At 41.3% G+C, this 18,772-nt stretch carries 28 protein-coding genes; 3 read left to right on the forward strand and 25 right to left on the reverse strand.

What is annotated here, in order from left to right:
* The first annotated feature begins 37 nt into the window (after positions 1 to 37).
* The 3 genes from B5X60_RS08805 (at position 38) to B5X60_RS08815 (ending at position 3,582) form a co-directional block, all read left to right on the forward strand.
* Positions 38 to 1,570, forward strand: coding sequence for a helicase HerA-like domain-containing protein (locus B5X60_RS08805; RefSeq protein WP_079702211.1), 1,533 nt, complete (start codon positions 38 to 40; stop codon positions 1,568 to 1,570).
* A 40-nt stretch (positions 1,571 to 1,610) separates the two neighbouring features.
* Positions 1,611 to 2,531 carry a nucleotidyltransferase family protein gene (locus tag B5X60_RS08810; protein ID WP_170878411.1) on the forward strand — a complete coding sequence of 307 codons (921 nt, stop codon included), beginning with the start codon at positions 1,611 to 1,613 and terminating at the stop codon, positions 2,529 to 2,531.
* A gap of 184 nt (positions 2,532 to 2,715) precedes the next feature.
* Complete coding sequence (locus tag B5X60_RS08815; protein ID WP_079702213.1) at positions 2,716 to 3,582, forward strand: alpha/beta hydrolase; 867 nt, start codon at positions 2,716 to 2,718, stop codon at positions 3,580 to 3,582.
* A 223-nt stretch (positions 3,583 to 3,805) separates the two neighbouring features.
* On the opposite strand, the gene dnaK is transcribed toward B5X60_RS08815, so the two are convergent.
* The 25 genes from dnaK to rplV form a co-directional block, all read right to left on the reverse strand.
* A complete protein-coding gene (dnaK, locus tag B5X60_RS08820) occupies positions 3,806 to 5,722 on the reverse strand; it encodes a molecular chaperone DnaK (RefSeq protein ID WP_079702214.1) in 1,917 nt (638 codons plus the stop codon).
* Positions 5,723 to 5,974: 252 nt separating this feature from the next.
* A complete protein-coding gene (rplQ, locus tag B5X60_RS08825) occupies positions 5,975 to 6,649 on the reverse strand; it encodes a 50S ribosomal protein L17 (protein ID WP_079702215.1) in 675 nt (224 codons plus the stop codon).
* 81 nt (positions 6,650 to 6,730) lie between these two features.
* On the reverse strand, positions 6,731 to 7,723 hold the full coding sequence (locus tag B5X60_RS08830) for a DNA-directed RNA polymerase subunit alpha (protein WP_079702216.1): 993 nt from the start codon (positions 7,721 to 7,723) through the stop codon (positions 6,731 to 6,733).
* Positions 7,724 to 7,875: 152 nt separating this feature from the next.
* Positions 7,876 to 8,484, reverse strand: coding sequence for a 30S ribosomal protein S4 (gene rpsD, locus B5X60_RS08835; protein ID WP_079702217.1), 609 nt, complete (start codon positions 8,482 to 8,484; stop codon positions 7,876 to 7,878).
* A gap of 71 nt (positions 8,485 to 8,555) precedes the next feature.
* Complete coding sequence (rpsK, locus tag B5X60_RS08840) at positions 8,556 to 8,945, reverse strand: 30S ribosomal protein S11 (RefSeq protein ID WP_079702218.1); 390 nt, start codon at positions 8,943 to 8,945, stop codon at positions 8,556 to 8,558.
* A gap of 134 nt (positions 8,946 to 9,079) precedes the next feature.
* The gene (rpsM, locus tag B5X60_RS08845; protein WP_079702219.1) at positions 9,080 to 9,457 is read right to left on the reverse strand and encodes a 30S ribosomal protein S13; all 378 of its coding nucleotides are present in this window, start codon (positions 9,455 to 9,457) and stop codon (positions 9,080 to 9,082) included.
* 91 nt (positions 9,458 to 9,548) lie between these two features.
* Positions 9,549 to 9,665: a 50S ribosomal protein L36 gene (gene rpmJ / locus B5X60_RS08850; RefSeq protein ID WP_079702220.1), complete on the reverse strand. Its 117-nt coding sequence runs from the start codon at positions 9,663 to 9,665 to the stop codon at positions 9,549 to 9,551.
* A 7-nt stretch (positions 9,666 to 9,672) separates the two neighbouring features.
* Positions 9,673 to 9,891 (reverse strand): translation initiation factor IF-1, encoded by a 219-nt coding sequence (gene infA, locus B5X60_RS08855; protein WP_026897900.1) that lies wholly within the window; start codon positions 9,889 to 9,891, stop codon positions 9,673 to 9,675.
* Between the two features lie 157 nt (positions 9,892 to 10,048).
* Positions 10,049 to 10,834, reverse strand: coding sequence for a type I methionyl aminopeptidase (gene map / locus B5X60_RS08860; RefSeq protein ID WP_079702221.1), 786 nt, complete (start codon positions 10,832 to 10,834; stop codon positions 10,049 to 10,051).
* Positions 10,835 to 10,839: 5 nt separating this feature from the next.
* Positions 10,840 to 12,165 carry a preprotein translocase subunit SecY gene (gene secY / locus B5X60_RS08865; RefSeq protein ID WP_079702222.1) on the reverse strand — a complete coding sequence of 442 codons (1,326 nt, stop codon included), beginning with the start codon at positions 12,163 to 12,165 and terminating at the stop codon, positions 10,840 to 10,842.
* An 8-nt stretch (positions 12,166 to 12,173) separates the two neighbouring features.
* Positions 12,174 to 12,620: a 50S ribosomal protein L15 gene (rplO, locus tag B5X60_RS08870; RefSeq protein ID WP_079702223.1), complete on the reverse strand. Its 447-nt coding sequence runs from the start codon at positions 12,618 to 12,620 to the stop codon at positions 12,174 to 12,176.
* Positions 12,621 to 12,624: 4 nt separating this feature from the next.
* A complete protein-coding gene (gene rpmD / locus B5X60_RS08875; protein WP_079702224.1) occupies positions 12,625 to 12,804 on the reverse strand; it encodes a 50S ribosomal protein L30 in 180 nt (59 codons plus the stop codon).
* 5 nt (positions 12,805 to 12,809) lie between these two features.
* Positions 12,810 to 13,328 (reverse strand): 30S ribosomal protein S5, encoded by a 519-nt coding sequence (gene rpsE, locus B5X60_RS08880; RefSeq protein ID WP_079702225.1) that lies wholly within the window; start codon positions 13,326 to 13,328, stop codon positions 12,810 to 12,812.
* 12 nt (positions 13,329 to 13,340) lie between these two features.
* Positions 13,341 to 13,694, reverse strand: a complete 354-nt coding sequence (gene rplR / locus B5X60_RS08885; RefSeq protein WP_079702226.1) for a 50S ribosomal protein L18 — start codon at positions 13,692 to 13,694, stop codon at positions 13,341 to 13,343.
* 5 nt (positions 13,695 to 13,699) lie between these two features.
* Positions 13,700 to 14,257, reverse strand: coding sequence for a 50S ribosomal protein L6 (rplF, locus tag B5X60_RS08890; RefSeq protein WP_079702227.1), 558 nt, complete (start codon positions 14,255 to 14,257; stop codon positions 13,700 to 13,702).
* Positions 14,258 to 14,271: 14 nt separating this feature from the next.
* The gene (gene rpsH / locus B5X60_RS08895) at positions 14,272 to 14,670 is read right to left on the reverse strand and encodes a 30S ribosomal protein S8 (RefSeq protein WP_079702228.1); all 399 of its coding nucleotides are present in this window, start codon (positions 14,668 to 14,670) and stop codon (positions 14,272 to 14,274) included.
* A 183-nt stretch (positions 14,671 to 14,853) separates the two neighbouring features.
* The gene (gene rpsN, locus B5X60_RS08900; protein ID WP_079702229.1) at positions 14,854 to 15,123 is read right to left on the reverse strand and encodes a 30S ribosomal protein S14; all 270 of its coding nucleotides are present in this window, start codon (positions 15,121 to 15,123) and stop codon (positions 14,854 to 14,856) included.
* Complete coding sequence (gene rplE / locus B5X60_RS08905; RefSeq protein ID WP_079702230.1) at positions 15,123 to 15,689, reverse strand: 50S ribosomal protein L5; 567 nt, start codon at positions 15,687 to 15,689, stop codon at positions 15,123 to 15,125. The genes rpsN and rplE overlap by 1 nt, the downstream gene beginning before the upstream one ends.
* Positions 15,689 to 16,030: a 50S ribosomal protein L24 gene (rplX, locus tag B5X60_RS08910; protein ID WP_079702231.1), complete on the reverse strand. Its 342-nt coding sequence runs from the start codon at positions 16,028 to 16,030 to the stop codon at positions 15,689 to 15,691. The genes rplE and rplX overlap by 1 nt, the downstream gene beginning before the upstream one ends.
* Positions 16,031 to 16,032: 2 nt before the next feature.
* Entirely contained in the window at positions 16,033 to 16,401 is a 369-nt protein-coding gene (rplN, locus tag B5X60_RS08915; protein WP_008244575.1) for a 50S ribosomal protein L14, read from the reverse strand.
* 1 nt (position 16,402) lies between these two features.
* Positions 16,403 to 16,657, reverse strand: coding sequence for a 30S ribosomal protein S17 (rpsQ, locus tag B5X60_RS08920; RefSeq protein WP_079702232.1), 255 nt, complete (start codon positions 16,655 to 16,657; stop codon positions 16,403 to 16,405).
* A 13-nt stretch (positions 16,658 to 16,670) separates the two neighbouring features.
* The gene (rpmC, locus tag B5X60_RS08925) at positions 16,671 to 16,907 is read right to left on the reverse strand and encodes a 50S ribosomal protein L29 (RefSeq protein WP_079702233.1); all 237 of its coding nucleotides are present in this window, start codon (positions 16,905 to 16,907) and stop codon (positions 16,671 to 16,673) included.
* 83 nt (positions 16,908 to 16,990) lie between these two features.
* On the reverse strand, positions 16,991 to 17,413 hold the full coding sequence (gene rplP / locus B5X60_RS08930) for a 50S ribosomal protein L16 (RefSeq protein ID WP_079702234.1): 423 nt from the start codon (positions 17,411 to 17,413) through the stop codon (positions 16,991 to 16,993).
* 96 nt (positions 17,414 to 17,509) lie between these two features.
* A complete protein-coding gene (gene rpsC / locus B5X60_RS08935) occupies positions 17,510 to 18,403 on the reverse strand; it encodes a 30S ribosomal protein S3 (protein ID WP_079702235.1) in 894 nt (297 codons plus the stop codon).
* A gap of 6 nt (positions 18,404 to 18,409) precedes the next feature.
* The gene (gene rplV, locus B5X60_RS08940; RefSeq protein ID WP_079702236.1) at positions 18,410 to 18,772 is read right to left on the reverse strand and encodes a 50S ribosomal protein L22; all 363 of its coding nucleotides are present in this window, start codon (positions 18,770 to 18,772) and stop codon (positions 18,410 to 18,412) included.

The raw sequence follows: 18,772 nt of genomic DNA on the forward strand, positions 1-18,772 counted from the left end.
GGCTTATCGCAGGTTAGCATAAGATAGATCTAAGACTATGGATAGAAAATCCAAATTCACAGAAACGATAAAATCTTCTTACACCACAGAGAAGGCATTTATCTATCTCGGTGCCGGCATTTTGGACGGTGAAATTATTCCTGAGGCTGAAGTTAATTTAGCATTGAAAATGATGAACCGGCACGGCCTGATTGCCGGAGCTACAGGAACCGGAAAAACCCGCACTCTGCAGTTAATTGCAGAACAACTTTCTGATGCAGGAGTTCCGGTGTTTATGCTCGACGTCAAGGGGGATCTGTCTGGGCTTAACCAGGCTGGACAAACTAATCCCAAACTGGAAGAACGTGCTGCTGCACTTGGCCGGACATTCGAACCTTCTGCCTTTCCTGTAGAACTATATTCTCTATCGGGAGAGTTAGGAGCACAAATGCGGGCAACTGTTCTGGAGTTCGGACCGGTACTACTTGCGAAGATCCTGGATCTTAACGACACCCAGGCGGGAGTTATGGCTGTGATCTTCAAATATGCCGATGATAACAAACTTCCCCTTCTGGACCTGAATGATCTCAAAAAACTTATCTCTTATTTATCAAGCGGTCCCGGTGCCGCTGAGATAAAAGAAAGCTACGGTAGTATTTCCACCGTAACATCTGGTACGATGCTCAGAAAAATCGTCGCTATAGAGCAGCAGGGTTTATCACGAATTTTTGGTGAACGTTCCTTTGACATTCAGGATCTGTTTAACAGGGTTGACGGCAAAGGAGTAATCAGTCTGCTAAACATATCAGACGTGCAAGCGCAACCGGTTTTATACTCCACGTTTTTATTGAGCTTACTTGCCGAGATTTTTTACAGCATGCCTGAGGCTGGTGATCCGGAAAAGCCAAAGCTTGTGTTTTTCTTTGATGAAGCTCATCTGCTTTTCAAAAATTCTTCCCGAGCCTTCCTTGAGCAGATAGAAACAATCATCAGACTAATCAGGTCTAAAGGAATTGGTGTTTTCTTTTGCACCCAGTCGCCAATGGATGTTCCTGAGAGCGTTCTAGGGCAGTTGGGAAACAGAGTTCAGCATGCGCTTAGAGCCTTTACCCCTAACGATGCAGAAGCTCTCAAGAAAACTGTAAATACATACCCACGCTCAGATTTCTACGAAATCAACCGCACTTTGACCGCACTGGGAACTGGTCAGGCCCTAATTACGGTATTAAATGAAAAGGGAATCCCTACGGAAGTAGTAGCCGCACACCTTATCCCGCCAAGAGCTTCAATGTCGCCGCTGCCTGCAGCTGAGGCAGATGCTCTGATGAAATCCAGCAATAATTTCAGTAAATATCAGGAAGTAATTGACCCTGAAAGCGCTTATGATATTCTGACTAAACGCGTTGACGCAAAACTTACTGAAGAAGCAAACATCAAACAACAAGAAGTAGAAGAGAAACAAAATGCGCCGAAAAGAAATGAGAAAAGTACCTTTGAAAAAGTGATAAGCGCTCCAATTACCCGCCAAATCGGGACTGCAATAGTCAGAGGTTTGTTTGGGATGCTAACCGGCAAAAAACCACGATACTAATCGATCGATAAATTTATAAATAGAATTAATAACAAAATTGATGAAACCTACTTTAGTAATTCTTGCGGCTGGAATGGCTAGCCGCTACGGCAGCATGAAACAAACCGATGGATTTGGGCCAAATGGTGAAACGATCATTGACTATTCTATCTACGACGCAATTCAAGCTGGATTCGGCAAAGTAATTTTTGTCATCAAAGAAGAATTCGCTGATAATTTCAGATCCATTTTTGAGCCTAAATTAAAAGGCAAGATTGAAACAGATTACGTCTTTCAAACTTTCGACCTTAAACCGTACGGGATCGACATTGAGATCGAACGGCTTAAACCCTGGGGAACTGCGCATGCAACTCTAGCAGCTAAAGATGCTGTAAACGAGCCATTCTGTGTGATAAATGCAGATGACTTTTATGGTCGCGAAGCTTACCAAAAAATGCATGACTTCCTGACGACTGAAGTTAGTGATAAACAGTTTTCCCTGATCGGTTTTCAGATCGATAAGACTTTATCGGATTATGGTTCAGTATCCCGGGGAGTTTGTGAAGTCGATGCTAGTGGAAATCTCACTGAAGTAAATGAACGACTGAAGGTGTATTTCAAAAAAGATACCGGCGGCAACAATACTCCTGAAGTAGCATTTGAAGAAGATGGGAAAGAATTTCCACTGAAAGCTGATTCGAGGGTTTCGATGAACTTCTGGGGCTTCACGCCAAAAATATTTGAACTAAGCGCAGAAATGTTTAAAGAGTTTGCTCTTGCAAATAAAGAGAATCCCAAAGCTGAGTTTTTTATTCCACTAGTGGCTGATGAGCTTATCAAAGCTGGTAAAGCAGCCTTTAAGGTTATTCCAACTCAGAACAAATGGTTCGGTGTTACCTACATCGAAGATAAACCTATTGTCCAGGAAAGCATTGATAAGTTGGTAGCCAGCGGAGAATATCCTCAAAAATTATGGGCATAAGAGCCCCGACAACCATCGATATCGTAAATGTTATCGATGGTTGTTTTCAACAATTCCTTTTACTCCGCTTTTATAAATCTTAAGAAACTTCCCTGTCGTAATTTCCGGCGACTCAGGATATTTTTCCGATACATCTCGAAGGCGATACTGAATTTCCTATATTTAGTAACCTTAAATAACAAAGATGTTTAAAAAGAAAGCTCTACTATTGCTTGCTGTATTATTCGTACCAGCCCTGCTAGTGGCTCAAAGCGGGAAAGTCTCAGACAATTTATCCCTGCCAAGCAAAATCCTGAATGGCGAGAGAAAATATGGAATTTACCTTCCCCCTGATTATGCTACTTCAGAGCGCGAGTACCCGGTGCTGTACCTACTCCACGGTTCAGGTGACGACCAAACGGGCTGGATTCAGTTTGGCGAAGTTTTAAATATAGCAGATAAAGCTATCAATGACGGCACAGCCACTCCCATGATCATTGTCATGCCTGATGCTAATACAGGAAGGCGCGGTTATTTTAACAGCATGAAAGGTGACTGGCTTTATGAAGACTTCTTCTTCAATGAATTTATGCCTTTTATCGAAAAGAAATACCGGATCAAAAAAGATAAACGCTTCCGTGCAATTTCCGGTCTGTCTATGGGTGGCGGAGGAACGTTCATGTATGCCCTTCATCATCCGGAGCTATTTTCTGCAGCCGCTCCTCTTAGCGCTGCTGTCGGACCAGTAACCTTAGAGGAAGCTAAAATCAGCTACAAGCGGAACACTCCCGATGCCACTGATGAACAAATGGAGGCTTATTATAACAGACATAGTGCCGTAGCGCTCATAAAAGCAATTCCCGATGCCAGTAAAAACAGTATCAGATGGTTTATTGACTGTGGTGATGACGACAGATTATCAGCGGGCAATTCCTTCGTGCATATGGCAATGATGGAAAAGCAGGTTCCCCATGAATTCCGGATCCGAGATGGCGGCCACACCTGGACCTATTGGAGGGCATCATTACCCAAGGTGCTGGAATTCGTATCGGCTTCGTTTCATCAATTCTAATTAAGATGCATAGGATTATAGGATCCATAAGATGCAGAATAGAAGTTGGTAGCTTTATCAGATATATCTCGAATTCATCCTAAGCAGACACTTATCAGCCTGCTAAACTATATGTTTGCATCCTATGAATCCTACTCCAGACAAAATCCCATCCTATAAATCCTGATTAAACAAAACAGGCTGACCCAAATGGGTCAGCCTGTTCCTCTATAAGACATTGATCTTACTTCTTATCGTCCTCTTTCACTTCCTCAAAATCAACGTCAGTTACGTGATCGCCAGCATCATTTGCTGACCCATCTCCTTGCGGAGCACCTTCCTGACCTGCGCCAGCTTCTTGTGAAGCTTTATACATATCTTCTGATGCCACGTTCCAGGCGCTTTGAAGTTCAGCTTGTGCAGCATCAATTGCTGCGAAATCTTTAGAAGCATGAGCTTCCTTCAATTTCTTCAATCCTTCCTGAATTGGAGTTTTCTTATCGTCAGATAATTTATCTCCATACTCGCTCAACTGCTTTTCTGTCGAGAAGATCAATGCGTCAGCTGCGTTCAGTTTCTCAACTTCTTCGCGTGCTTGCTTATCCGATTCAGCATTTGCTTCTGCTTCATCTTTCATCTTTTTGATCTCTTCATCAGTTAAGCCTGAAGAAGCTTCAATACGGATCTTTTGCTCTTTACCAGTCGCTTTATCTTTCGCGCCTACATGTAATATACCGTTTGCATCGATGTCAAAAGTAACCTCGATTTGCGGAATACCACGTGGTGAAGGTGGAATACCATCTAAGTGGAATCTTCCAATTGTTCTGTTCTGATTAGCCATTGGACGCTCACCCTGAAGGATGTGAATCTCTACCGAAGGCTGGTTATCAGAAGCAGTTGAGAATACCTCAGATTTTTTTGATGGAATAGTTGTGTTAGATTCAATTAGTTTGGTCATTACACCACCCATTGTCTCGATACCTAATGAAAGTGGCGTGACATCTAAAAGAAGTACATCCTTAACTTCACCAGTTAATACACCACCCTGGATTGCTGCACCAATAGCTACAACCTCATCTGGATTAACACCTTTTGAAGGCTCTTTTCCAAAGAAAGATTTAACAGCATCCTGAATCGCAGGAATACGGGTTGAACCACCTACAAGAATGATCTCATCAATATCTGAAGTACTTAAACCTGCATTCTTAAGCGCTTTTTTACAAGGCTCGATAGTACGTTTGATCAGACTATCTGCTAATTGCTCAAATTTCGCGCGTGTTAAGGTTTTCACAAGGTGCTTCGGCATTCCATCACCTGCTGAAATATAAGGTAGGTTGATCTCAGTTTGTGTTGAACTAGACAGCTCAATCTTCGCTTTCTCAGCAGCCTCTTTTAAACGTTGAAGAGCCATTGGGTCTTTGCGGAGATCAATACCTTCATCGCTTTTAAATTCATCTGCCATCCAGTCAATGATCGTAGCATCAAAGTCATCACCACCCAGGTGGGTATCACCATCAGTTGATTTTACTTCGAATACACCGTCACCAAGCTCAAGAACAGACACGTCATGCGTACCACCACCGCAGTCGAACACTACGATTTTCATATCCTTATGAGCCTTATCCAAACCGTATGCTAAAGCAGCGGCAGTTGGTTCATTGATGATACGAGAAACTTTTAAGCCTGCAATTTCACCAGCCTCTTTAGTTGCCTGACGTTGTGCGTCGTTGAAGTATGCCGGTACAGTGATAACAGCTTCGTTTACTTCATGTCCAAGGAAGTCTTCTGCAGTCTTTTTCATTTTCTGCAAAATCATCGCTGAGATTTCCTGTGGAGTATACAGACGATCATCTATTTTAACACGTGGAGTGTTGTTGTCACCCTTTTCAACCTTGTATGGAACACGCGTAATCTCATTGGTAACTTCGCCGAAAGCGTTACCCATAAATCTCTTTATTGAAGAAATCGTTTTAGTGGGATTGGTGATTGCCTGGCGTTTTGCCGGATCCCCAACTTTACGTTCTCCATTATCAACAAATGCAACAATCGAAGGCGTTGTACGCTTTCCTTCGCTGTTTGGAATAACTACAGGCTCATTACCTTCCATTACTGCAACGCATGAATTTGTTGTTCCTAAGTCAATACCAATTATCTTTGCCATATTATTATTACCCTTCTTTAATTTGTGTTTAGTTTTTTACAGTGCAATTAACAAGCGTTGTGCCAAATCAATTAGCGCCTTATATTGACAGTATTTTGCCACTAAGAGTATGAAATACCAAACAATCAGGACATTTTGAAAATGACAGGATGGCAGGAATTAGATTTGAAGCACTTCACCACTCGGAAAGTGAGGCACAAAAAAACCCGCTCTTTTCAGAACGGGTTTTCTTTATCTTAAGTAAAAGCTAATTTATGCTTTTTTCTCGTCTGCATCATCACCTTCTGCGGCAGGTGCCTCAGGAGCTGCTTCTTCAGCAGCAGGTGCCTCTTCAGCAACAGCAACTTCTTCAGCTTCAGCAACAGGAGCTTCTACAGTTTCAGCAACTGGTGCAGTTTCAACATCAGCAATCGGTGTTTCTTCAACAACTACAGCCTCTTCAGCAGGAGCCGCTTCAGCTTTTGGAGCTTTTCCCGCAGCAGCAGGAGCATCAGCTTTCTTAGCTTTTGAACCACGGCGACGAGTAGATTTCTTCTCAGCAGCAGCTGCATCACCATTAGTGTAAATCTCGTTGTAATCAACCAGTTCGATTAATGCCATTGATGCATTATCTCCAAGACGGTTAACCATCTTAAGGATACGGGTATAACCACCCGGACGGTTTGCAACTTTAGGAGCTACATCACGGAAAAGGATAGATACTACTTCTTTGTTCTGTAAGTAACTGAATACTGTACGACGTGAGTGAGTAGTGTCATCTTTAGATTTAGTGATGATAGGTTCAACATACACACGTAAAGCTTTTGCTTTTGCAAGTGTTGTTGTAATGCGCTTGTGTAAGATAAGCGAAGAAGCCATATTAGCAAGCATCGCGCGGCGATGACTGTCAGTACGACTTAAATGGTTTACTTTTTTACCGTGTCTCATTGTTTGTTAGATTTTGCACGTGCATACCGTCAATCAACCTTTCGGGATCGGGAATTATGCATTTCGCTTATTGTTATATTATTATTCTTCGTCTAATTTGAACTTCGAAAGGTTCATGCCAAATGACAAGCCTTTAGATTTTACTAAATCCTGGATCTCAGTAAGTGATTTCTTACCGAAGTTTCTGAATTTCAGCATATCAGCAACATCGTAAGAAACGAGGTCAGCTAATGAGCGGATATCAGCAGCTTTAAGGCAATTTAATGCACGAACAGAAAGATCAAGATCAACTAACTCCATTTTAAGGATCTTACGCATGTGCAGGATTTCCTCGTCAACTTCCTTAGTTTCTTCTTTTGCCTGAGATTCAAGCATAATATTCTCGTCAGAGAATAACATAAAGTGGTGGATCAGGATCTTCGCAGCTTCTTTCAAAGCTTCTTCCGGGTGGATCGAACCATCTGTAGTGATATCAAGAACTAATTTCTCGTAGTCAGTTTTTTGTTCTACACGGAAGTTCTCGATAGTGTATTTAACGTTCTTGATCGGAGTATAGATCGAATCAATCGCGATCACACCAAGAACAGCGTCTACGTTCTTATTTTCTTCTGCAGCGATGTAACCTCTTCCTTTGCTAACTGTTAATTCGATCTCCAGGGTAACTGAAGACTCCATATTACAGATAACCATATCAGAATTCAGAACTGTAAAGTTGTTAGAGAACTTAGTAATGTCACCAGCTTTAAACTGATCCTGACCGTTGATGATCACAAAGATCTTTTCGTTATCACCAGACTCACCAGTTTTCTTGAAACGAACCTGCTTTAAGTTAAGAATGATCTCAGTAACGTCTTCTACAACACCTTTAATGGTTGAGAATTCGTGAGATACACCTGAAAACCGTACAGAGGTTATTGCAAAACCTTCCAATGAAGATAAAAGTATTCTCCGTAAAGCATTACCAATGGTAACACCGAAACCAGGCTCAAGGGGTCTGAATTCGAATGTTCCGTCGAAATCCGTAGATTTCTGCATGATAACTTTATCAGGTTTCTGAAATGCTAAGATTGCCATTTATCTAATTTGTTTATTGTTTAAGGATTCGAGATCCGAGAGGCGAGAAAACAGACTTTTGTCTTAATCTTACCTAAATCTCTTCATGTTAACTAGTTACGAAATGAGTTACAAGATTCTTTTCTCGAATCTCGTAGCTCGCTTCTCGTATCTTACTTAGAGTATAACTCGACGATAAGGTTTTCCTTGATATTCTCAGGGATCTCATCGCGGCTTGGGTAGTTAAGAAACTTACCTGTTAAGGCATTAGCATCCCATTCTAACCAGCTGAATTTGTTTATAGTTCTCGCAGCAACTGAATTTGAAACAGCTTCAAGAGATTTTGAACGCTCACGTACTGCAACAACGTCGCCTGCACGCAAAGCATATGAAGCAATATTTACCACTTCACCGTTAACAGTAATGTGCTTGTGACCTACTAACTGACGGGCAGCAGAACGGGTTGGAGCAATTCCTAAACGGTAAACTGTATTGTCTAAACGGGCTTCCAGGAATTTCAAAAGGTTCTCACCAGTAATTCCTTCTTTAGCAGAAGCTTTGTGGAAAAGGTTTTCGAAGTAACGTTCTAATACACCATAAGTGTATTTAACTTTTTGCTTCTCCATTAACTGCACAGCAAACTCTGATTGCTTACCTCTTTTTCTGGAGGTACCGTGCATTCCCGGAGGATAATTTTTTCTTTCTAATGCCTTATCAGGACCGAAAATTGGTTCTCTGAATCTACGGGCGATTTTGGACTTTGGTCCGGTGTATCTAGCCATGGTTGTGTGTTTTTAAAGTATCATCCCGGCTAATCCGGGAGAATCTTAGCTTTAAAACTGATTATTATTAATTAAACTCTTCTTCTTTTTGGAGGACGGCAACCGTTGTGCGGAAGCGGAGTAATATCCTGTATAGTAGTAACCTCAATTCCGGCAGTCTGCAGAGTACGGATAGCTGACTCGCGGCCTGAACCTGGACCTTTAACATATACCTGAACTTTACGAAGGCCAAGATCATGTGCCACTTTAGCGCAGTCGCCTGCAGCTTGTCCGGCAGCATAAGGAGTATTTTTCTTGGAACCTTTGAAACCCATTTTACCGGCAGATGACCAGCTGATGGTTTGACCCTGAAGGTTAGTTAGGGTGATAATGATATTGTTAAATGTTGCGTTTACGTGTGCTTCACCAATTGGTTCTACAACAACAACACGCTTTTTGGTTACTTTTTTAGTTTTTGCCATTTTGTGAGATTTGAGAAGTGAGACTTGTCCCGATCCTAATCGGGACGGCACTCATATCTATTTCTTTTTAATAATCATGAGCTGAGCATCTTCGATATTCTCATATCTCCAATCTCATATCTCATATCTAATTACTATTTAGTTGCTTTTTTCTTGTTAGCTACAGTCTTACGTTTTCCTTTACGGGTACGTGAGTTGTTTTTCGTACGTTGTCCGCGAACAGGTAATCCCTTACGGTGACGTAATCCACGGTAACAACCGATATCCATCAAACGCTTGATGTTCAACTGTACTTCGGAGCGTAGAGCACCTTCAACCTTGATCTCATCATTGATGAAACCACGAATTGATGCTAACTGATCATCAGACCAATCCTGCACCTTGACGTTAACGTCAATACCAGCATCTTTCAGAATCCGCTGAGCGGTAGACTTCCCGATACCGTAAATGTAAGTAAGACCGATCTCTCCTCTTTTGTTTCTTGGTAAATCAATACCTGCTATCCTTGCCATATATTATTGAAGTTGTGTGTTGTAAGTCGTAAGTTGTAAGTCGCAAGTCGGAGACTTATAACTTATTACTTAAAACCTATAACTATTAATCTTATCCCTGACGTTGTTTGTACTTAGGATTCTTTTTGTTGATCACATAAAGTACTCCCTTACGACGGATCACTTTACAATCAGCGCTACGTTTTTTAATTGATGCTCTAACCTTCATCTTTATTCTATTTATATCTGTACGTTATTCTACCTTTACTCAGATCATATGGCGACATCTCCAGCTTTACCTTGTCTCCTGGTAAAATTTTGATGTAGTGCATTCTCATTTTACCTGAAATATGCGCTATGATCTCATGTCCGTTTTCCAGTTCAACCCGAAACATTGCATTCGACAATGCTTCTCTGATGATTCCGTCTTGTTCAATTGAAGCCTGTTTGGCCATATATTATATTGATTTCTCTAATGTCTTTTCTACTCCTGAACGCCTGAGAAACCAGTTTTTCTATAATCTATCTCAAAAACAACCCTTTATGTACTGGCTTTTACCTCATTTGCCCCATCGGAACAGGGATGCAAAATTAAATAAAAATATTTATATTTTAATGTTTTTGTTCTAAAACTTCTTCAATATAGCTGAAGGTTGAGAGAACATCTGCTTTACCCTTTTTAACAGCAACAGTGTGTTCGTAATGGGCTGATGGTTTCTTATCAACTGTGCTAACTGTCCAGTTATCATCCCAGAATTTCACTCCGGCACGACCAGCATTTATCATTGGCTCTATTGCTATCACCATGCCGTCTTCAAGTTTGATACCTGACCCGCGCTTCCCGTAATTTGGAACTTCAGGCTTCTCATGAAGCTTTACTCCCACACCGTGGCCAACCAGTTCTTTCACTACACCAAATCCATTTTTCTCAGCATGGTCCTGAACAGCAAATCCAATGTCGCCGATCCGCATTCCTGTAACTGCTTTCTCAACACCCAGATCCAAACACTCTTTTGTAACTTTCAAAAGCTTCAGCGTCTCAGGTTCAACATTTCCAATTGGGAAAGTATAAGCCGAGTCACCATAAAATTTATTCAGAATTACGCCACAGTCCACAGAAACAATGTCACCATCTTTAATCTCATAATCCCCGGGGAAACCGTGAACTACCTGATCATTTAAAGAAATGCAAAGGGAATAAGGAAAACCGTTGTAGTTTAAAAAAGCAGGGACTCCACCGTGATCACGAATAAAAGTCTCTGCTAATTTATTAAGCTCTATTGTTTTTAAGCCTTCTCTGATAACTTTTGCTACTTCAGCGAGAGTTTTGGATACAAGAAGAGAACTTTCTCTTATTTTCTCGATATCCTCAGAAGACTTAAAATAAATTTTTGACATGTACCTTAAATTACCGAACCGCCGGCAACTGGCGTACGCCCTTTAATTCTGCCGGTCTTCATCAATCCATCATAATGACGCATCAACAAATGGCTTTCAACCTGCTGCAAGGTATCCAATACAACACCAACAAGAATCAATAACGAAGTTCCGCCGTAGAAATGAGCAAACTGGCTGTTAACACCTAAAATAATGGCTATCGACGGCATGATTGCAATAATGGCCAGGAATATCGATCCCGGAAGAGTGATCTTCGAAATAACAGCATCAATGTAATCGCCTGTAGTTTTACCTGGTTTAACACCCGGAACAAAACCACCATTCTTTTTCATATCGTCCGACATTTGAACCGGGTTAACGGTAATGGCAGTGTAGAAGAATGTAAAGGCAATGATCATAAAGGCAAAGGTCAGATTATACGTTAACGAAGTATAATCACTGAATGAAGCCAGGAATGAAGACTGCAGTGATGGGAAGAAGGAACTTATTGTTGTTGGGATAAACATGATTGCCTGAGCGAAAATGATTGGCATAACTCCGGCAGCATTCACCTTTAAAGGAATGTACTGACGAACACCACCATATTGTTTTGCACCAACGATCTTCTTCGCATACTGTACCGGGATCTTTCTCACTCCCTGAACAATAAGTATAGTGAACATTACCACAAGGAATAAAGCAGCAAGCTCAACGATAAAGGAAATTAGTCCTCCCTGTGCTCCCATGCGGGAATTAAATTCTGATAGTAAACCAAACGGCAATTGTGCGATAATACCCACCATGATGATCATGGAAATACCGTTACCGATACCTTTATCTGTAATCTTCTCTCCAAGCCATACAACAAACATGGTTGCAGCCGTAAGCACGAACATCGACGATATCGTAAACAATGGTTCAGCCATTAACTTGGCTTCAGGAGCAATTTGAGTTTTCACATAACCCATGGCCTGTAAAGCCGTAATAATTATCGTCAGATAACGCGTTACCTGATTGATCTTTTTACGCCCGCTTTCACCTTCTTTCTGAAGCTTCTGGAAATAAGGAACAGCTATACCTAAAAGCTGCACCACAATAGATGCAGAAATGTACGGCATAACGCCCAGAGCAAATATAGAAGACCGGGAGAATGATCCGCCGGCAAACATATTCAGTAATCCAAGAAGTCCTTCCTTAGCCTGTGCGTCTTGTACAGATGCAGAATCTACACCAGGTATAATTATAAATGATCCTATTCTATAAATTAAAAGGCATAAGAGCGTGAAAAGGATCCGCGCTCTCAGGTCTTCAATCTTCCAGATATTGGATAGCGTTGTAAAAAGCTTCTTCATGTGTAATATTACAATTTAACTATTGCACCACCAGCAGCTTCGATTGCTTTTTGAGCTGCTGCAGAGAAAGCATGAGCCTTAACGTCAAGTTTAGCTTTAACTTCTCCTCTGCCTAATATCTTGATAAGGTCATTCTTAGAAGCTAATCCATGCTCTTTGAATGTATCAAAGTCAATTGCAGTTAAATTATATGTTTCAGCCAAAGTTTGTAATGCATCAAGGTTGATTGCTACATACTCTGTGCGGTTGATAGGGTTAAATCCTACCTTAGGTAAACGGCGTTGCAAAGGCATTTGACCACCTTCAAAACCTACCTTGCTCTTGTAACCAGAGCGAGATCCAGCACCTTTATGACCACGTGTGGAAGTCCCACCGCGACCCGAACCGGTTCCGCGACCGATACGTTTCCTATTTTTTGTTGAACCTTCTGCAGGTTGTAAGTTACTTAAGTTCATGATATCAGATACTTTCTACTGCTACTAAATGATTAACTTTTCTCACCATTCCGATAATTGCCGGATTGGCTTCAACCTCTACAGAATGATTGATTCTTTTCAATCCCAATGCCTGCATGGTTCTCTTCTGACGCTCGCTTCTATCGATAACGCTCTTAATCTGGGTTATTTTAATCTTAGCCATGATGATTATCCGTTAAATACTTTCTTAAGATCCACACCACGGTGCTGAGCTACAGTATATGCATCACGTAATTGTGATAATGCTAATACAGTTGCCTTAACCACGTTATGCGGGTTAGATGAACCTTTTGACTTTGCAAGTACGTTATGTACACCAGCGCTTTCAAGTACAGCACGCATTGCACCACCTGCAATTACACCGGTACCCGGCGCTGCTGGCTTAATGAATACGAAACCACCTGAATATTTACCGATCTGCTCGTGAGGCACAGTTCCATTGATTACAGGAACCTTTACCAGGTTTTTCTTCGCGTCGTCGATACCTTTAGCAATTGCTTCAGTAACCTCTTTTGCTTTACCAAGTCCGAATCCTACAACTCCATTCTCATCACCTACCACAACGATAGCTGAGAAACTGAATGTACGACCACCTTTGGTAACCTTAGCAACACGCTGGATGCTAACTAAGCGGTCTTTTAATTCGATCTCGCTTGATTTTACTCTTTTTATATTGATTGTTGACATCTTACTTTCAGATTAAAATATTAAACCAGCCTCACGTGCACCTTCTGCCAATGACTTAACACGTCCATGGTACAGGTAACCATTTCTGTCAAACACAACGGTATTAACACCTGCTGCGATTGCTTTTTCTGCTACTGATTTACCAACTGCTTTAGACTGATCAGACTTGTTACCGTTTGCTGTGAAATCTTTTGATAAAGACGATGCTGAAACGATAGTTTTTCCGCTGTTATCATCGATAATCTGAGCATAGATGCCTTTGTTGCTTCTGTATACAGATAAACGTGGGCGCTCAGCAGAACCGGTTAATCTCTTTCTGATTCCTCTTTTGATTCGCTCTCTGCGAGATAATTTAATTCCTGCCATGATGATTATTTTTTAGCGGCTGATTTACCAGCTTTTCTTCTTAACACTTCACCAACAAACTTGATACCTTTACCTTTATATGGCTCAGGAGCACGTAACGAACGAATTTTCGCTGCTACTTGTCCCAGTAATTGTTTGTCTATACTCTCTAAAGTAATGATTGGGTTTTTACCTTTTTCAGATGCTGTAGTAACTTTTATCTCTTTAGGTAATTCAAACACGAAATGGTGAGAGAATCCCAGAACCAGATCCAATGTGTTACCTACGTTAGTAGCACGGTAACCAACACCTACAAGTTCCTGCTCTGTTTTGTAACCATCGGTTACACCAACAACCATGTTGTTGATCAACGAACGGTATAAACCGTGCAATGCTTTATGACGTTTTTGCTCAGATGGGCGTTCTACAGTAAGAATTCCGTCTTCCTGAGAAAGTTTAATATCAGAATCCACATTCTGGGTTAATTCACCCTTTGGACCTTTAACAGTAACCACATTCTGATCATCAACTGATATCGTAACACCAGCTGGAATATTAATCGGGGCTTTTCCTATTCTTGACATCTTCTATCCTCCTATTAATAAACGTAACATAAAACTTCGCCACCAATATTCAGGTTCTTAGCTTCTTTATCAGTCATTACACCTTTAGAAGTAGAAAGGATAGCGATACCCAAACCATTTAATACACGCGGCATGTTATCAACACCAGCATATCTTCTCAGACCAGGTCTGCTGATACGTGAAATGTTGCGGATCGCGGATATTTTAGTTATAGGATTGTACTTCAGAGCGATCTTTATCGTTCCCTGAGCTGTAGTATCCTCGAACTTGTAATTAGTAATGTAACCTTTGTCAAAAAGAACTTTAGTCATTTCTTTTTTCAGGTTTGATGCAGGAATTTCTACCACACGGTGGTTGGCCTTAATGGCATTCCTTACTCGTGTAAGATAATCTGCTATTGGATCTGTATTCATTATTTATTTGTTGTGATGGTGGTTTCCGGATTAGGGACCTGCCATCGGTTAATACTCAAAGTTATAGGTTATAAGTTGTAAGTTATAAGTAGCGTGTCGCCTAAAGCGAATGTTACTATAAAGTGTAGTTCCAAAGTTAGAAGTATTAAAACTTATAACTTATAACCTACAACTTACAACTCCTTACCAGGACGCCTTACGGATTCCAGGAATCTTACCTGCCAAAGCCATATCGCGGAAAACAACACGGCAAATACCGAATTGACGCATATAACCACGCGGACGGCCAGTTAATTTACAACGGTTGTGTAAACGTACCGGTGAAGAATTTTTAGGTAATTTATCTAAACCTTCTAAATCTCCTGCTGCTTTAAGGGCTGCTCTTTTGTCTGCGTATTTGGCAACTAATTTCGCACGTTTTACTTCACGCGCTTTTACACCTTCTTTAGCCATTATTGTTGGGTTGGGTTTTGATTCTTAAATGGTAAACCAAATTGTTTTAGTAACTCTAATGCTTCAACATCAGTTTTGGCAGTAGTTACAAATGTAATATCCATACCTAAGATCTTATTGATCTGATCGATATTGATCTCAGGGAAGATGATCTGCTCAGTGATACCTAATGTATAGTTACCGCGTCCGTCAAACCCCTTATCATTGATACCTTTGAAGTCACGGATACGTGGAAGAGCTACAGCGATCAAACGATCAAGGAACTCATACATATTGTTATCACGTAATGTAACACGAACACCAATCGGCATCCCTTTACGTAACTTAAAGTTAGATATATCTTTCTTAGATTTCGCAGGAATAGCTTTCTGACCAGTGATAGTCGTCATTTCATTAACTGCGTTATCAATAAGTTTCTTATCAGTTGCAGCTGCACCAACACCCTGGTTGATAGCAATTTTCTGCAAGCGTGGAACCTGCATTACGCTTTTGTACTGGAATTTATCCTTTAAAGCAGTAACGATCTCCTCGTTATATTTTGTCTTTAATCTTGGTGCGTAAGCCATTACTTAATTTCCTCCCCAGATTTTTTAGCGATGCGAATTGATTTGCCATCTGCATTTTTCTGTTTTCCAATACGTGAAGGCTTGCCGCTTTTCGCGTCAACCACCATTACATTAGAAACATGAAGACTGGCTTCTTTTTTTACGATACCACCGTTTGGAGTGGCAGCATTTGGTTTTGTATGTTTAGACACCATGTTAGCGCCTTCAACAATAACTCTGTTAGTAGCTAAAACTACTTCTAAAACCTTTCCTTGTTTACCTTTAGAATCACCTGCAGTAACTTGTACCAGGTCTCCCTTGCGGATCTTCAATTTAGGCTGTGATTTTATCTTCTTTTCCATTTTTACAAAACCTCCGGTGCTAATGATACAATCTTCATGAATTGTTTTTCACGTAGCTCTCTGGCAACAGGGCCGAAGATACGTGTTCCACGCGGCTCGTCCTGTGCGTTCAGCAATACAGCTGCATTATCGTCAAAGCGGATATATGATCCGTCTTTACGCCTGATCTCTTTCTTTGTTCTCACAACAACCGCCTTAGAGACAGTTCCTTTTTTGATGTTCCCTGATGGAAGCGCACTTTTTACAGTGACAACGATTTTGTCACCTATGGATGCGTAGCGCTTGCCGGTACCACCTAAAACACGGATAACTAAAACTTCTTTAGCTCCACTGTTGTCAGCAACATTCAGTCTTGATTCCTGTTGTACCATGTTACTTAGCTCTTTCTAAAATTTCCACTAATCTCCAGTTCTTGGTCTTACTCAGCGGACGAGTTTCCATAATTAACACTGTATCACCGATACCACAAGTGTTAGTCTCGTCATGAGCCATAAATTTGGTAGTTTTCTTAACAAACTTACCATAGATCGGGTGCTTCACTTTCCTTTCAACCGCAACTACTATAGATTTCTCCATTTTGTTGCTTACTACCAGCCCGGTTCTTGTTTTTCTTAATTGTCTTTCCATTTTGGACTTTTATTTATTCAGAAGCGGACTCTGGCTCTGCAGATGCTGCAGCTTTTGCTGCCTCCGCTTTGCGCTTAGTCAATTCTGTGTTTAAACGTGCTACATCTTTTCTAACCTTTGTGATCCTTGTCGGATTTTCAATTGCAGATACAGTATGTGCAAATTTCAGTTTGGTGAGATTAGCTTTCTCTTCATTAATTCGGGCTACAACTTCTTCAGTTGATAGTTCCTGTATTTCTGAGTTCTTCATTTTTTCTTGAGTTGTAAGTTGTAAGTTTTAGGTTATAAGTCGCAAGTCGGAGACTTATAACTTACAACTTATGACTTATAACTTTATGCTTCCACGAAATCTCTACGTATAACGAATTTCGTTTGTACCGGTAATTTCTGAGCAGCTAAACGCATGGCTTCCTTTGCAACTTCCAAAGGCACACCTTCAGCTTCGAAGATCATTCTACCAGGTCTAACAACTGCTACCCAATATTCAGGAGCACCTTTACCTTTACCCATCCGTACTTCAGCTGGCTTTTTCGTAACTGGTTTGTCCGGGAAAATACGGATCCAAACCTGGCCTTCACGTTTCATGAAACGCGTAACGGCAATACGGGCAGCTTCTATCTGACGACTGGTGATCCAGGCCGGCTCTAATGATTTGATTCCGAAAGATCCAAAGGCAAGCTCTGCACCGCGACCGGCCAGACCTTTCATTTTGCCCTTCTGCATCTTTCTGAACTTCGTTCTCTTTGGCTGTAACATGTTCTTATTTCTTTTTTGGGTTGTACGTTGTACGTTTTACGTAGTACGTCTGGGCGCACATGCACGTATAACGTAGAACGTATAACGTATAACTAATTATTTCTTACCTCTGAAACCACCGCCAGCGTTACCACCTGGGCCGCGATTCGGGCCACCTTGTCCGCCACGGTTTTGGCCTGGGCCTCCACCACGGTTTGCACCGCCACGATTATCGCCTGCTCCACCTCTCCTGTCTCCACCACCACGGCTATCGCGTCTGTCGCCACCGCCACGTCTGTCTGCGCCACCAGCAAATGGTGCTGCACCTTCAGGGCCTCTGCCTTTTACTCCGGTTGTTTGACCGATGTTAGGAGAAAGATCACGTTTACCGTAAACCTCACCTTTCATGATCCAAACCTTAACACCTATTTTACCATAAGTAGTTAACGCTTCTGATAAAGCATAATCAATATCAGCACGGAATGTATGCAATGGAACACGTCCATCTTTATATTGCTCGGTACGTGCCATCTCAGCACCACCTAAACGACCTGAACACATAATTTTGATACCTTCAGCTCCCATACGCATGGTTGATGCGATTGAAGTCTTCATGGCACGACGGAAAGAGATTCTTGCTTCTAATTGCTTAGCAACACCTTCTCCAACTAATTGTGCGTCTAATTCCGGGCGCTTGATCTCAAAAATGTTGATCTGTACGTCTTTCTTAGTCAGTTTTTTAAGCTCTTCTTTGATCTTGTCAACTTCCTGTCCACCTTTTCCAATCACGATACCCGGACGGGCAGTGTGGATAGTGATGGTGATACGTTTCAAAGTACGCTCGATAACAACTTTCGAGATACCGCCCTTTGAGATACGTGCCGCCAGGTATTTCCTGATCTTTTCGTCCTCAACTAATTTCTCAGAGTAATCGTTTCCACCGAACCAATTAGAATCCCAACCTTTGATGATTCCTAATCTGTTTCCTATCGGATGTGCTTTTTGTCCCATTTCTCCTTACTTAGTTTTTGGTTCAGTGTTTTTGCTATCAACTATCAGTGTAACGTGGTTAGAACGTTTACGAATTCTATGTCCGCGTCCCTGAGGAGCTGGTCTTAATCTTTTTAACTGACGTCCGCCGTCAACCATGATTGTCTTGACATACAATTCATTGTCTTCAGGGCGCTGGCCTTCATTTTTAGCTTCCCAGTTTTTGATCGCTGATAATAAAAGCTTCTCAACTCTTATCGCAGCATCTTTATTGGTAAACTTTAATATATATAAAGCCTTTTCAACCCGTTCACCTCTGATCAGATCAACAACCAATCTCATCTTACGTGGTGAGGTAGGGCAATCGTTTAATTTTGCTATTGCTTCCAT

Source organism: Daejeonella lutea (assembly GCF_900168015.1).
In the GTDB taxonomy this organism is placed as follows: domain Bacteria; phylum Bacteroidota; class Bacteroidia; order Sphingobacteriales; family Sphingobacteriaceae; genus Daejeonella; species Daejeonella lutea.